This window comes from Vibrio sp. Y10_XG_PY6 (assembly GCF_024181795.1).
Classification (GTDB): domain Bacteria; phylum Pseudomonadota; class Gammaproteobacteria; order Enterobacterales; family Vibrionaceae; genus Vibrio; species Vibrio diabolicus.
The window spans coordinates 1,261,921-1,276,910 of sequence record NZ_JAMZAQ010000001.1 but is presented as its reverse complement, the minus strand read 5'-3'; the positions used below and the strand labels follow the sequence as shown (position 1 = coordinate 1,276,910).

Sequence of the window (14,990 nt, the reverse complement as noted above, 5' to 3'; positions counted from 1 at the left end):
GACAAATGAGCTTCTACACTAATCATCTAAGCCGGTGATCAGCAGTACAAAAGTAAGTTTTGTCAGCTTTTACTTATTTCCTCATGTTTTCAATTAAATACATAAAAGTCTGAACTAAACTTACCAGAAATTAATTCTATCGTTTTGATTAAATATTTAAATAACTGAGAGCTTTCATCGAAAAATAATGCCAAAAATTAACGTACGAACTTATGTGGTTGCTTATATTATTGAAACTAGGGGTAAGGTCTTGTTTCTATATTATATAAGTACAGCAGCCACATACATGGCTTCTGTACTTAATCTTTAATAAGATGTCCCTTGAACAGTAATTGAACCAACTATGGAACCATCGAAGCGGCTATCGTCATTTGCGGATTGCCACCACAAATTCAGTTGTTCCTTACTCATTGGCTTACCAAATAAATAGCCTTGCATATAGTCACAGCGGTAGGCCGATAACCATTCATGCATAACATTGTGCTCAATACCTTCTGCGGTGACCGTTTTATTTTGAGCGTGGCATAGATCGATGATGGGTTTGATCACATGACCGTTGTTGGTTTTCATCAATGTAACGAGGAACTCTCGGTCAAACTTGATCTTTTGAACTGGATATTGAACAAGTTGAGTCAGCGATGTATAGCCAGAGCCAAAGTCATCAATGGCGAGACGATAGCCACGCTTCGACAGCTCATCAAGTAATGCTGTACCTTGTTGTTCTGCGGCAAAGGTTTCTGTTATTTCTAATTCAATACATTCTGGTTTCACACCGTTTTTGCTTGCTTGGTCATGAATATAATTCGCCATTTCGATGGAGTTAAGCTCTGCTGAAGAGAGGTTGATCGAAAGGACAATGTCTTTGCCAAAAATATTTCTTAATTGGTGATATTCCGCTGTAGCGTTGGCGAAAACCCAGCGATCAATTTTATCAAATAAGCCCGCCTGTTCCGCGATTGGGATAAACTCTTTCGGAGGCACGGGACCAATGCCTTCCGCTTCCCAGCGCAATAATACCTCTAGTCCTTCAATCTCGTTGTCCCGATTATTCATATAGGGTTGAAAAACGAGATGGAACTCTTCTTCCACGTTGCTTTTTCTGAGCGCTCGCTCAAGCTGACTGCGTCTTTGAGACTCAACATTGAGAGCTGCTGAGTAATAAGCGTACTGGTTTTTCCCGGCTCGTTTGGCTTGATACATTGCCGCATCGGCACTGGAGAGTAATTTCGCGACGTCTGTACCGTCTTGAGGGTACTGAGCGATACCTACGCTCGCAGTCACGGGGAATGAATTGCTCCAAGATGGACTGAGATTGCTAATCGGTTTTAGCAACTCTGAGGCCAGCAAGTCGGGTAGGCGTTGTGCATCCTGATTTGAGCTCAATAAAATAGCAAATTCGTCACCAGACAATCTTGCTGCAAAACAGGGACTATCGTAGTCGTGCGAGAATTTTTGACAGACATTTTTGATGTGTGATGAAAACACCTTTAATAAGTTGTCTCCCAGTTCATGCCCGTATTTGTCATTAACGTACTTAAAGTTATCGAGATCGACATAAATGACCCACAAATGCTGCGAAGGGGAGACGAGTTCACGAGTTGCAAGTTCATGGAAACGATGGCGATTAGCGAGTTGCGTTAGGTGATCCGTTTCAGCCAGGCGTTTTGTCTTCTTATATATGACGTTGAGCTCTTCATACATATCAAAAAAGCGTGAGGATAAGCGTCCTATTTCATCGTTTGTTTCTAGCTTTTCAATGTTGCCGCGTTGATTTGTTTCCAGCTCTTGTAGCTGTTTATCGAGGCGAGAAACGGGGTGTAATACATAACGATACAAAACCAAAACAATTAAGGTGATGGTGCAAAACGCCGCCACACCAAAGGAAAGGGCCAGTTCTAGCCACACTTTATCGACTTTATTCCACATCAAATATTCAGCGGGGGAGAGTACCGCATAAAAGTGTGGCAATAGTTCAATCGTCTGAGCGAGAGGAATATCGAGATAAATAGGCTTGTCGGCAAAAGTTATCACGCTATGCGTGTCGAACTCGATTTCGTGCTTGATTTCATTGAAGGCTTCGAGCGATACCGATACCACCACGAAAAAGACATTTTGCGGATCAAAACTTAGAGGTTGTGTCCCTGTTCGTTTGTCGATGAGTTCGTATTGCAGAAGAATACTTTGCCCGCTGGAATTGTAAATAAAGCCAGTATGGTTAAACGCTTCTCTCGTACTAAAGCTTCGCGAGATGTAATCCAATACCTTAGGGTCGACTACACCTGAAGATTCGTAGTATTTATTTTCTGTGTAATAAAGAAGGTTTTGTTTCCCGTCGAGAATCGCCATGCTTGCATCGCCTGTATAGCCATGGCTTAACACATCTGCGGTTTCATCGAGTCGGTTAAATAACACGCGCTCACGATACGGATTGCTATGATTCACCAAGTAGTCTTGCAATACATCACTTTTGCTTAATGTGTATGCATAACTATTGAGGAATATGTTGGCTTGTCGGAACTGCCCAGCGAGCTTTTCCATTTGCAATTGGATATAGCTGTCTTCTCGCTTGATGAGCGTTACTTTTTGAATGCTGTAAATAATATAACTTGATACCAGCGCGCTTAATAAGATCACTGGCGCGACAAGCAAGATGACTCGATTGCTTAACTTCATTATGGCTTTTAGTTTCCGTTTGTGTCCCTACAAACGTCGCATACCATATAAGGTACTGAACGGATGATGTGTTTTGCAAATTGTAACCAGATTGTAAGGTGAGCGTTCTCCAAAATCAGACAACCATCCAAGAACTGTGATGATGTGTAAGGTTTCCATCTCATTAACTAGAGTGTTTCTCAGTAATGGGACGTATCTCTTTTTCAACTGTCTTTAAAAACCTCACTTCAAGTGTAGATAAAGCCTGTCATCGAAACGTTTCGATGGTAAAGTGTGACTCATGTACCTTTTTACTATTCGATGACCCGCTAATTACGGATCATTCTCACACCTTATCGATCTCACTCTGGTCAAATTACCACAACGAATTATTATTTCATCGAAACGTTTCGATGAGTTTTCTGTTAATAACGAAAACACTTTAAAACAGGCGCTCATGGTTGTATGAACGTGTAACCGAAAGGTCGATGAGATGAAAAAAAGTACCCTAATTAACTCAGATATTTCTTACTTGGTGGCGACGCTAGGCCACACCGATGAGATCACGATATGTGACGCTGGCCTGCCAATCCCTGAGCATGTACAGCGAATTGATTTGGCGCTAACGCATGGCGTACCAAGTTTTCTTGATACTGTTCGCGTGATTCTATCTGAGTCGCAAATCGAAGGGGTCATCATTGCGGAAGAGTTTTCTGATGTAAGCCCTGTTTTGCATCAAGCATTGCTTAACGAACTGAGCAAAGAGAGCGAAGAAACGGGTAAATCTATCGAGATCAGCTACGTGTCACATGAAGCATTTAAAGCACGCACGGCACAAAGCCGCGCTGTCGTTCGAACTGGCGAATGCTCGCCATACGCGAACGTTATCTTTCAAGCGGGCGTGGTTTTTTAAGCCAGAGATATTGAGGACAGATTATGACTCAAGCCATTCTACAACTGAGCGACATTGAGAAAGCGTTCCCGGGCGTAAAAGCACTGGACAAAGCGAGCCTGAATGTTTACCCAGGCCGTGTCATGGCGCTCATGGGAGAAAATGGAGCAGGCAAGTCAACATTGATGAAGGTGCTGACTGGCATCTATCACATGGATGCGGGTAGCATCCAATATCAAGGCCAACCTGCCGCGTTTAAAGGGCCGCGTGACTCTCAGGAAGCGGGCATCAGCATCATTCACCAAGAATTGAACTTGATCCCTGAATTAACGATTGCTGAAAACATCTATCTAGGTCGTGAATTTACCGGCACGATGGGGCGTATTCAGTGGGGCAAGATGTATGAAGAAGCAGACAAGTTGCTTCAACGCCTTAACGTAAAGCACTCATCGAAAACGTTGCTTGGTGATTTGAGCCTAGGTGAACAGCAGATGGTGGAGATCGCGAAAGCGCTTTCGTTTGAATCGAAAGTCATCATTATGGATGAGCCAACTGACGCGCTGACTGATACCGAGACGGAGTCACTATTTAAAGTGATCAACGAGCTTCGAGAGCAGGGCTGCGGCATTGTTTATATCTCACACCGTCTTAAAGAAATCTTTGAAATCTGTGACGATATTACGGTGCTTCGTGACGGTAAATTTATCGGTGAGTGCAAGGTGTCCGACACTGATGAAGACGGCCTGATCGAAATGATGGTTGGTCGTAAGTTAGAAGAGCAATACCCACGTATTGATGTGCGACATGGCGAAACTTGCCTTGAAGTGATTGGCCTGACTGGCTCTGGCGTTCACGATGTGAGCTTCACGCTGAAACGCGGTGAAATTTTGGGTATTTCTGGTTTGATGGGGGCAGGCCGCACCGAACTGATGAAAGTAATTTATGGCGCGTTGCCAATTGAACATGGTGTTATCAACCTCGATAACAAAACCATTAACCCGGTTAGCCCACAAGATGGCTTAGCAAATGGCATCGCTTATATCTCTGAAGACCGCAAAGGCGATGGCTTGGTGTTAGGTCTCTCGGTTAAGGAGAATATGTCACTTTGTTCACTCAATCAGTTGACTAAAGGCTTCCAAATCCAACATAGCGACGAAGTGATTGCCGTGGAAGATTTTATCAAGCTATTTAATATCAAAACCCCTACGCGCGACCAAATCATTGGTAACTTATCCGGCGGTAACCAGCAAAAAGTGGCGATCGCGAAAGGGTTAATGACCAAACCTAAAGTTCTGATTCTCGATGAGCCAACACGTGGCGTCGATGTCGGTGCGAAAAAAGAAATTTATCAACTCATCAACAAGTTCAAAGCCGAAGGCATGAGCATCATCTTGGTGTCTTCCGAGATGCCAGAAGTGCTCGGTATGAGTGACCGCATTCTGGTTATGCATGAAGGTCGTATTACTGGCGAATTCGATGCGAAAGACGCCGATCAAGAAAAATTACTCGCCTGTGCCGTAGGCAAAAAGATCAATGAGGAAGCAGCATGAGTACTAATACCATGAGCAAACCAACCGAAGCTAGCAACAAGAAGTTGTTCACAAAAGAGTGGTTGATTGAGCAAAAATCACTGATAGCACTGATTTTTTTGATTGTTGTTGTGTCATTTTTGAACCCGAACTTCTTTACGGTCGACAACATTCTCAACATTCTTCGTCAAACCTCCGTGAATGCCATTATCGCGGTAGGTATGACACTGGTTATTTTAACCGCAGGCATCGACTTGAGTGTTGGTTCCGTACTGGCGCTATGTGGTGCCTTTGCGGCAAGCATGATTGCGCTTGAAGTCCCGGTGCTGGTGGCGGTTCCGACTGCTTTAGTCGCAGGTGCGGCGTTAGGTGCAATTAGCGGCATCATCATTGCGAAGGGCAAAGTACAGGCCTTTATCGCTACGCTGGTTACCATGACGTTACTACGCGGTGTGACTATGGTGTACACCGAAGGTCGTCCAATCTCGACAGGTTTTACTGACACAGCTGATGCGTTTGCATGGTTTGGTACCGGCTACGCGCTAGGTATTCCAGTACCTGTTTGGTTGATGGTAGTTGTATTCGCTGCGGCTTGGTACCTACTTAACCACACTCGCTTTGGTCGCTACGTTTATGCACTAGGTGGCAACGAATCAGCGACTCGTCTATCTGGTATCAATGTAGACCGAGTGAAGATTGGTGTGTACGCCATCTGCGGTATGCTGGCAGCGCTTGCAGGCATCATCGTGACTTCTCGTCTGTCTTCGGCGCAGCCAACAGCGGGTATGGGTTACGAGTTAGATGCGATTGCTGCGGTTGTACTTGGGGGTACCAGCTTGATGGGCGGTAAAGGCCGCATCATGGGTACGCTAATTGGTGCGCTGATCATCGGTTTCTTAAACAACGCTCTTAACCTACTAGACGTTTCCTCTTACTACCAAATGATTGCCAAAGCAGTGGTTATCTTGCTCGCAGTACTGGTAGACAACAAAAACAAATAATCCATAACCATTAAATCCTGAATACAAACCGAGCCAGTGGGCGTGTGCTGGCTCACCCTACACAAAGGACTAGAACGATGAAAAAACTTGCAACTCTTATCTCTGCTGCACTTCTTTCTTCCACTGTATCAGTAGCGGCACAAGCCCAAGATACGATGGCGATTGTGGTTTCGACGCTAAACAACCCGTTCTTCGTAACGATGAAAGACGGTGCGGAAGCTAAAGCGAAAGAATTGGGGTACGACTTAATTGTACTGGACTCGCAAAATGACCCGAGCAAAGAGCTGTCGAACATCGAGGATTTAAGTATTCGCGGTGTAAAAGCAATTCTTATCAACCCAACGGATTCTGATGCTGTGTCTAATGCGATTCGTATGGCGAACCGTTCTAAGATCCCTGTATTGACACTAGACCGTGGCGCAAGCCGTGGTGAAGTCGTGAGCCACATCGCGTCCGACAACGTGATCGGTGGTGAAATGGCAGGCCACTACATCATGGAAAAAGTTGGCGAAAAAGCAAAAGTAATTCAGCTTGAAGGTATTGCGGGCACATCGGCGGCGCGCGAGCGTGGTGAAGGTTTCATGAATGCCGTGAAGGGCAGCGATATGGATCTTCTTGCCAGCCAGCCAGCAGACTTTGACCGTACTAAAGGCCTAAACGTGATGGAAAACCTACTCGCGGCTAACCCTGATGTACAAGCGGTGTTCGCACAGAATGATGAAATGGCGCTAGGTGCACTTCGCGCCGTTCAAGCTTCTGGCAAAGACGTCCTTATCGTTGGTTTTGATGGCACGGAAGACGGCATTGCCGCAGTTAACCGTGGCAAGCTAGCAGCAACCATCGCACAGCAACCAGATCTTATTGGTGCTTTAGGTGTTGAAACGGCTGACAAAGTCTTGAAAGGTGAAAAAGTAGAAGAATACATTCCGGTGCCACTAAAAGTAGTGACTAAATAAGTTTGACGTTCAATAAAGCGTCCTAATTTTTGCTCTCTCCTCCGTTTATATCTGTCGTTGAGGAGGAGAGGGCAAACATACCCAAGAGACTTAAAAATGCAGGGTATAGATGCCTTTGACTTTTTATCGTGACTCCTTCGTTAGGAAGAGAAGTTAAAGTCATCTAATGTATTTTCCAAAATAGTTTTTCAAAAAAAGGGTTCATTCAGAACCGAGGATAACCGTATGAATAAGTTAGTGGTGTTAGGTAGTGTAAACGCTGACCATGTTCTTCAAGTGCCTTCTTTCCCTCGCCCTGGCGAAACGCTACATGGTCGCAACTATCAAGTTATCCCAGGTGGCAAAGGTGCCAACCAAGCTGTTGCTGCAGCTCGACTCAAGGCTGATATTGGCTTTATTGCTTGTGTAGGCGATGACTCGTTCGGCATCAATATTCGTGAAAACTTCAATATGGACGGCATCGAAATCACAGGTGTGAAGATGCAACCAAACTGCCCAACTGGCATTGCGATGATTCAAGTGTCGGATAGTGGTGAAAACAGCATTTGTATTTCAGCAGAAGCGAATGCCAAATTGACAGCAGAAGCGATTGAGCCAGATTTAGATCGCATTCGCCAAGCGGATTACCTGCTGATGCAATTGGAAACGCCGATGTGCGGCATTGAGAAAGCCGCGCGAGTGGCGAAAGATGCAAAAACTAACGTCATTTTAAACCCTGCCCCTGCTCGTGAACTGTCAGACGAACTGCTTGCTTGTATTGATGTCATCACACCAAATGAAACCGAAGCTGAAGTGTTGACGGGGGTAACGGTAACGGATAATGACAGCGCGCAAGAAGCGGCGAATGTGCTTCATAGCAAAGGTATCGAAATTGTCATGATCACTCTCGGTGCAAAAGGCGTTTGGTTGAGCCAAAATGGTCGAGGTGAAATTATCCCCGGTTTCCGTGTCGAAGCGACCGATACCACCGCGGCAGGAGATACGTTTAATGGGGCATTCGTCACTGGCCTGTTAGAGGATTTACCTTTAGAATCAGCAATTAAGTTTGCACATGCGGCGGCTGCAATTTCTGTGACCCGCTTTGGCGCTCAGACGTCGATCCCAACTCGCGAAGAGGTGGACGCGTTTCTCGCAGCACAATAGGGCTTAAACGCCTCATTAATTAGGAGTAATAACATGGCGACGATGAAAGACATCGCAAAACTGGCAGGGGTTTCCACTTCAACAGTGAGCCATGTTATTAACAAGACGCGTTTTGTGAGTGAAGAGATCTCCGAACGCGTCAATAATGCCGCAAAAGAGCTCAACTACTATGCGCCATCTGCTTTGGCGCGTAGCCTCAAAGTCAATCGTACCAAAACCATTGGTATGCTAGTGACAACTTCAACCAACCCATTCTTTGGCGAAGTAGTAAAAGGCGTCGAACGCAGTTGCTATCACAAAGGCTATAGTCTCATTCTATGTAACACAGAAGGTGATAATGAACGCATGCGCCAATCCATTAATACGCTTTTGCAAAAGCGTGTCGATGGTTTGATCTTGATGTGCTCCTCGCTAGAAGGGGAGCGTATCGATGTATTTGAGCGTTATCCTGATATCCCTGTCGTGGTGATGGATTGGGGGCCGATGCTGTTTACGAGCGACAAAATTCAAGATAACTCGCTTCGTGGCGGTTACCTAGCGGCGAAATACCTGATTGATTGCGGCCACACAGAAATAGGATGTATCACCGGCCCTTTGATTAAACACCAAGCACAAATGCGATACGAAGGTTACAAACGTGCGATGAACGAAGCTGGCTTGGAATTTAATGCCAACTGGATCATTGAATCGGACTTCGAATGTGAAGGCGGATACCAAGCATTTATGAAAATGGCGCAGCGAGGCACCTTACCCAGCTCGATTTTCGTTTCCAATGATATGATGGCGATGGGGGTGATTAACGCCGCAAATGAGCTCAATATTAAAGTCCCGGAACAGATTTCAATCATCGGTTACGATGACATACATATCGCGAAGTTCATGTCGCCATCACTCACCACAATTCACCAGCCTAAATACCGTCTTGGGCAAGCTGCCGTGGAAACGCTTGTCCGAAAATTGGATGATAAATCAACAGAAGCGCAAGTCGTGCAATTAGAACCTACCTTAGTTGAACGAAAAAGTGTCAAGATATTAAAGTCAAGCAGCACTAGATGACCTGTGATGTTGAGCTAAAAAATCAAAAAAGTCGTTTCTCTTTATACTATAAAGCCTTACTATCACCATTGATTATAAATAAAAATATTAATTGTTGTCTGGCGGATTAGTTAAATGTTATCAAAAGGTTACGCTAAGTTCTCCGTAAAGCATCCTTGGTTTCACCGAGTTAATGTTATTGCGGTCATACTGATTTTTTTTGTGAGCTGTTATCAGCTCTTGGTGAATGAAGCATTCGAGTACGCCATTGGGTTTGTTATTACACTTCTGGCGTCAGCTTTATTTGCATCAGCTTCCGCATTCAAAAAGCGCTATTTAGGTTTGGATTCTTAGGCGTGTTAATTTCCAAGCGGTTCAATTGAGTCATTTATTGCTTTCAAGCAAATATTGAACTGAATTATGATCGAGTGCATCAAGAGGGGGACAAATGTCCTCCTTTTTGTTAGGTGTCACGCCCTAATATAGGCATATTCCCAAACAAAATAATAAAGGACATCGACATGGACCTACTTGCCTTACTCGATATAAACAACACCCTGGTTAACATTCCAATAGGCGGCGGTTACGCAATGAGTTGGATCGAAGCTTTCGGTACGGTTTTTGGATTGCTTTGCATTTGGTTTGCTAGCCAAGAAAAAACCATCAACTACTTATTCGGTTTGCTGAATGTCACTCTTTTTGCCGTTATCTTTTTCCAAATTCAGTTATACGGATTATTACTTCTTCAACTGTTTTTCTTCTGTGCGAACATTTACGGTTGGTATGCGTGGACTCGTCCAAACGCGGAAGGTGAAACGCTGGAAGTACGCTGGTTAAACAAACAGAAACTCATCGCCACTGCTTCTATTAGCGTTGTGTCTATCGCGTTGTTAACCATCTACATCGACCCTTTTTTCTTTGCATTAGCAAACATTGCTGTTGATAGCTTGAATCTCTTTGGTGCAGGTTTGGCTGATCCGGTACTTGAACCTGATGCGTTCCCGTTTTGGGATGCAACCATGACAGTACTTTCTGTTGTTGCACAAATTCTGATGACACGTAAATATGTGGAAAACTGGATTCTTTGGGTTGTGATTAACATCATCAGTGTTGGCATCTACGCGACACAGGGTGTTTATGCGATGTCTGTTCAGTATGCGATTTTGATGTTCATTGCTGCCAATGGTACGCGTGAATGGGCCCGTAGCGCCAAGCGCAATGGCGATAAAACCTTAGCTCAAGCTGCAGCTTAAGGAACGAAAAATGGCGAAACAACCTCATATTGGTGTTGATGAAACACAAGTCGCTCCTCTCGTCATTGTATGTGGTGAGCCAGACCGAGCTAATCGTATTGCCGCATTATTGGATGATGCAGAAATGATCTCGGAAAATCGCGAGTACCGTGTTTTTACTGGCAAATACAAGGACCAGCCTGTTTCAGTATGCAGCACAGGCATCGGCGCGCCATCAATGATCATTGCGGTAGAAGAGCTAAAACAGTGCGGCGTAACTCATGTAGTACGTGTTGGATCGGCAGGTGCGATGCAATCAGGCATTCAGCTTGGCGAGCTAATCATTGCCGAAGGTGCGGTAAGAGATGAAGGCGGCTCCAAAGCGTATGTGGATTCGGCTTATCCGGCGTACGCAAGTTTTTCCTTATTAAAGGAAGTTGAGCGTTACCTGTCAGTACAAGAGGCACGTTATCATTTTGGTGTGGTACGTTCTCACGACAGTTTCTATACCGATGACGAAGATGCGATATGCCAATACTGGAACAAGAAGGGCGTCTTAGGTGCTGATATGGAAACCTCAGCTTTGCTTGCCGTTGGCCGGTTACGTGGCCTTCATGTGGCTTCGATCTTAAATAATGTCGTTTTGTATCAACAAGATGTGAAAGAAGGGGTTGGCCAGTACGTTGATGAAGCGAAAGTAATGATGCAAGGTGAGAAGCTTGCTGCAATGACGGCGTTAGAAGCGCTGATTGCTCAGAGATAGTCCGTACTAACTTCAGTAACTCTTATAAATCAATGAATGTAAAGCGACAGGCCACTGTCGCTTTTTTATTTGGTGTTACGGGGTACAATCCATCTGAGATAGTTATCAGTAACTTTTCTGAGAGAACAGAGAATGAAAATCAGCCCGTATCCAACTGGCCGCTTCAAAACATACCTTGAAAAAAAGAGCGTTGCCTTTCGTGAGATGATCTATCAGTGTCAAATTAGTACGCGTTACTTTGATGCTGGGGAAGAAATTCTCCGTCAAGGTGAGCAACTTCAGTACTTATATGTTGTGCCGGTAGGTCGAGTTTCAATGAGCATATTGGCCGCGAATGGGCGACGCTTTCAATTAGGAGAGGCAAACTGCGACTACCATATCTATGGTGAAATGGAGTACTTCACTCAGACTCCTTGCCAATGGAACGTGATTGCAGACGAGCACATGCAGGTTGATGTCATCTGCATCCAAAAACTAACTGAAGCGCTACAAAAGCATCCAGAAATGATGGTGTTCTTTGCTTCAGCGTTGGCCGAAGATTATCAAGACTCTATGGATATCTATACCAATCGGTTATTGCATCCCATTACTTATAATATTGCGTATGATCTTTTCGTCCGTAATCAAACCAACACATTGCTCGGTGGCTTTGACAAAGTGAATCAAGAAGCTGAGCGATTTGGTACTTCTGGTCGTGTTTATCGACGTGCAGTTAAAGATTTGATTGAAAAGGGATTGATTGCAAAAACGGAAAACGGGTTGGAGATTATTGATGAGCTTGCACTCAAAGCATTTATCGAAGCGCATGAATGATACACCTAGATATTGCAATGAATGGTTTTTATAAGTCTTTGATATAGTTGGAGCTCGAATAAGCGTAACTAATGTAAAGTACCTTAAATTTTGTTGAATGCAGTAAAGAGTAACGTTATATTGCGAACGCGCATGATAATAGATCTCATTAAGGCTTAACAAAATGAAAAAATTCGTCGGTGCGGCTATGCTGTCGCTATTTACTGTTTCTCCTTCTTTCGCTGCTAAGGTTGTGATTGACCATTACATGGGGCAAACCGAGCTAGAACAATCACCAGAACGCGTGGTTGTGATTGGCTTTGGACCGCTAGATGCGCTGGACAACTTTGGTATCGATCCTGTTGCAGTCTCTAACTCTTCTAATCTGCCTAGCTACCTTTCAAAATACAGCAAAGATAACTACACCTCTGCGGGTAGTTTGTTTGAACCTGACTTTGAAACCATTTACATGCAAAAACCAGATTTGATATTGGTTGGTCCGCGAGCGTCTGCGAAATATGAAGAGCTGAGTGAAATTGCTCCTACGGTCGTTTTTGCTGCGAAAGAGAATCAAGGTTACTGGGAAGGTACGCAAGCACAGTGGCGCAATATTGGTAAAATCTTCAATATCGAAGAAAAAGTAGAGCAGAAAATTGAAGCGCTAGATGCTCAATTCAAAGCAATCCGTGACTACAACCAATCAAATAACAATGATGCGTTAACGATTTTAAGCATGGGTGACAACATCAGTGCGTTTGGTGCTCAATCACGATTTGGTGTGATTTATAACGATTTCGGTTTCTTGGAAACGGTTGAACACGTGAAAACGGGCACTCACGGAGATGTTATTTCTTATGAATTTATTCGTGAAGCTAACCCGAAAAATATACTCGTAGTTGACCGCAATTCGCTAAAAGGCACGCCAGATAACGATATTCGTAAGTCCATGGATAATGACTTAGTCAAAGCAACCGCGGCATATAAGAATCACAAAATCACTTATTTAGATGTGGACGCGTGGTACTTGTCGATGTCTGGTGTGACTGCAACAGAAAAAATGGTCAGTGAGATCAAGCAAACCGTTGAACTGTAATCCAAGATAGCAGAGGTTAACTTTGAAAAAGTTATTGCTAACCCTTGTGGTTTTAAGCACGGTTTCGTTGTTTGTTGGGGTGGCAAACATGACGCCCCAACAGTTATTTTCGGGTGATGAGAAAGCGTTGGAGCTTTTCTTTACCAGCCGTATACCACGTTTATTTGCCATATTACTCGCTGGTGCTGGCTTGAGTATTGCGGGTCTTGTCATGCAGCAAATCAGCCAGAACCGATTTGCTGCACCTTCTACAACCGGTACGATCGAATGCGCCATGCTGGGCTACGTACTGAGCGTGGTTTTCTTTGGAAACGACAACCACCTATGGCTTGTCTTTGGTATCTCGGTGTTCGGGACGTTAGCATTTATTTTCTTTATTCAACGCATTCAATTTAAGAGTGTGGTCTTTGTGCCACTTGTCGGAATTATTTTCGGCAATGTCATCCAATCCATGACCACGTTTATCGCTTACAAATACGATGCACTTCAAAGTCTGAATGCTTGGACAGTTGCAAACTTCGCCAACATCTTGCGTGGTGATTTTGAACTGCTGTACATCGCGGTACCAATGGCTATTCTCAGCTATCTTTTTGCCGCACGGATTTCAGCCGTGGGTATCGGAAAAGATTTCGCGGTTAACTTGGGGTTAAATTATCAGCAGGTTGTCACGATTGGCGTTCTATTGGTGTCAATCATGTCAGCAAGTGTCGTGATGATTGTGGGGCAGCTGCCATTCCTTGGTCTGATTGTGCCGAACCTCGTTAGTCACTTTTATGGTGATAACCTCAAAAAGAACATTCCGCTTACGGCCATGTATGGGGCGACTTTAGTGCTGTGTTGCGACTTGGTGAGTCGTTTGATTATCTTCCCTCATGAAATGCCAATCTCTATCGTGATCAGCATATTGGGTGGTGTGGTATTCATCGCGATGTTGTTGCGAGGTAAGCAACATGCGTGATTCAACGAAAATCCTACTGCTAGGTGGCATTGCGGTACTTTTTGCATGTTTGTTTATTGGTATTGGGCTAACGGCTGACAACTACCAGTATTTTTTATCTCGTAGAGTTCCTAAAGTATTGGCGATAGTGCTAGCGGGTGTGGCTATTGCTCAGTCTTCACTTGTATTTCAAACCATTACGCACAACCGAATTTTAACGCCAAGTATCATGGGGTTTGATGCGCTGTATGTGTTGACGCAAATTTTGATCGTGCTGATTTTTGGTGGTTTGAGTACTTTAGTTCTTAACTTGTACGTCAATTTCACGATTGCCGTAATTGTAATGGTGTCGTTTTCGTTATTGTTGTTTGGTTTTTACTTTTCTAAAGGAAGCAAGAACTTGATTACGTTGCTATTGGTCGGCTTGATCTTTGGTCAGCTATTTTCCAATGCGGCGTCATTTTTCTCTTTGCTGATGGACCCAAATACGTTTGCAATCGTTCAATCGAAACTTTACGCCAGCTTTAATAATGTCAAAGTGAATTTGGTTTACTTTAGTGCACCAACTTTGATGTTTGCATGTTGGTTGCTATTTAGTATGCATCGCACTTTAGATGTGTTTTGGCTCGACCAAGACAATGCGAAAAGTTTGGGCGTCGACGTACCTAAGGTGACGCGAAATGTATTCATTATCTCGGCGGTTCTGATTGCTATTTCTACGGCTCTAGTGGGACCAATTATGTTCTTTGGTTTGCTGGTGACCAACTTAAGCCGAGAAATGTTCCGAAGTTACCAACACAAAACGCTACTGGTTGGTTGTTCGTTTCTCTCCATCAGCTCGTTACTGGCTGGGCAATGGATTATCGAGAACGTGTTCAGTTTTGAGACGACGTTGAGTGTCGTTATTAACTTTATTGGTGGTGCGTATTTCTTATACCTACTACTGAAAAACAAAGTTGTATAAA

The 14,990-nt window shown here is 44.2% G+C and carries 13 protein-coding genes; 12 read left to right on the top strand and 1 reads right to left on the bottom strand.

Annotated features, from left to right (window positions below; translation table 11 throughout):
* Nucleotides 1–306 precede the first annotated feature (306 nt).
* The gene (locus NL644_RS05565) at nucleotides 307–2,673 is read right to left on the bottom strand and encodes an EAL domain-containing protein (protein ID WP_085344715.1); all 2,367 of its coding nucleotides are present in this window, start codon (nucleotides 2,671–2,673) and stop codon (nucleotides 307–309) included.
* Nucleotides 2,674–3,145: 472 nt separating this feature from the next.
* Here NL644_RS05565 and rbsD point away from each other — a divergent pair, with 472 nt between their 5' ends.
* The 12 genes from rbsD (at nucleotide 3,146) to vctG (ending at nucleotide 14,989) form a co-directional block, all read left to right on the top strand.
* On the top strand, nucleotides 3,146–3,565 hold the full coding sequence (gene rbsD / locus NL644_RS05560; RefSeq protein WP_005397153.1) for a D-ribose pyranase: 420 nt from the start codon (nucleotides 3,146–3,148) through the stop codon (nucleotides 3,563–3,565).
* A gap of 23 nt (nucleotides 3,566–3,588) precedes the next feature.
* Nucleotides 3,589–5,094: a ribose ABC transporter ATP-binding protein RbsA gene (gene rbsA / locus NL644_RS05555; RefSeq protein WP_253658135.1), complete on the top strand. Its 1,506-nt coding sequence runs from the start codon at nucleotides 3,589–3,591 to the stop codon at nucleotides 5,092–5,094.
* Nucleotides 5,091–6,074 carry a ribose ABC transporter permease gene (gene rbsC / locus NL644_RS05550; protein WP_006741011.1) on the top strand — a complete coding sequence of 328 codons (984 nt, stop codon included), beginning with the start codon at nucleotides 5,091–5,093 and terminating at the stop codon, nucleotides 6,072–6,074. The genes rbsA and rbsC overlap by 4 nt, the downstream gene beginning before the upstream one ends.
* A gap of 77 nt (nucleotides 6,075–6,151) precedes the next feature.
* Nucleotides 6,152–7,030: a ribose ABC transporter substrate-binding protein RbsB gene (gene rbsB / locus NL644_RS05545; RefSeq protein ID WP_253658134.1), complete on the top strand. Its 879-nt coding sequence runs from the start codon at nucleotides 6,152–6,154 to the stop codon at nucleotides 7,028–7,030.
* A 225-nt stretch (nucleotides 7,031–7,255) separates the two neighbouring features.
* On the top strand, nucleotides 7,256–8,173 hold the full coding sequence (gene rbsK / locus NL644_RS05540) for a ribokinase (RefSeq protein WP_253658133.1): 918 nt from the start codon (nucleotides 7,256–7,258) through the stop codon (nucleotides 8,171–8,173).
* 33 nt (nucleotides 8,174–8,206) lie between these two features.
* Nucleotides 8,207–9,229 (top strand): substrate-binding domain-containing protein, encoded by a 1,023-nt coding sequence (locus tag NL644_RS05535; protein WP_005397164.1) that lies wholly within the window; start codon nucleotides 8,207–8,209, stop codon nucleotides 9,227–9,229.
* Between the two features lie 500 nt (nucleotides 9,230–9,729).
* Entirely contained in the window at nucleotides 9,730–10,461 is a 732-nt protein-coding gene (gene pnuC, locus NL644_RS05530) for a nicotinamide riboside transporter PnuC (protein ID WP_005397168.1), read from the top strand.
* Between the two features lie 10 nt (nucleotides 10,462–10,471).
* Entirely contained in the window at nucleotides 10,472–11,203 is a 732-nt protein-coding gene (locus NL644_RS05525) for a nucleoside phosphorylase (protein WP_065645900.1), read from the top strand.
* Between the two features lie 132 nt (nucleotides 11,204–11,335).
* On the top strand, nucleotides 11,336–12,016 hold the full coding sequence (locus NL644_RS05520; protein ID WP_006741007.1) for a Crp/Fnr family transcriptional regulator: 681 nt from the start codon (nucleotides 11,336–11,338) through the stop codon (nucleotides 12,014–12,016).
* A 163-nt stretch (nucleotides 12,017–12,179) separates the two neighbouring features.
* Nucleotides 12,180–13,088 (top strand): siderophore ABC transporter substrate-binding protein, encoded by a 909-nt coding sequence (locus tag NL644_RS05515; protein ID WP_005397174.1) that lies wholly within the window; start codon nucleotides 12,180–12,182, stop codon nucleotides 13,086–13,088.
* A 22-nt stretch (nucleotides 13,089–13,110) separates the two neighbouring features.
* Complete coding sequence (gene vctD, locus NL644_RS05510; RefSeq protein ID WP_104972467.1) at nucleotides 13,111–14,046, top strand: iron chelate uptake ABC transporter permease subunit VctD; 936 nt, start codon at nucleotides 13,111–13,113, stop codon at nucleotides 14,044–14,046.
* On the top strand, nucleotides 14,039–14,989 hold the full coding sequence (gene vctG / locus NL644_RS05505; protein ID WP_253658132.1) for an iron chelate uptake ABC transporter permease subunit VctG: 951 nt from the start codon (nucleotides 14,039–14,041) through the stop codon (nucleotides 14,987–14,989). The genes vctD and vctG overlap by 8 nt, the downstream gene beginning before the upstream one ends.
* Nucleotide 14,990: the final 1 nt, after the last annotated feature.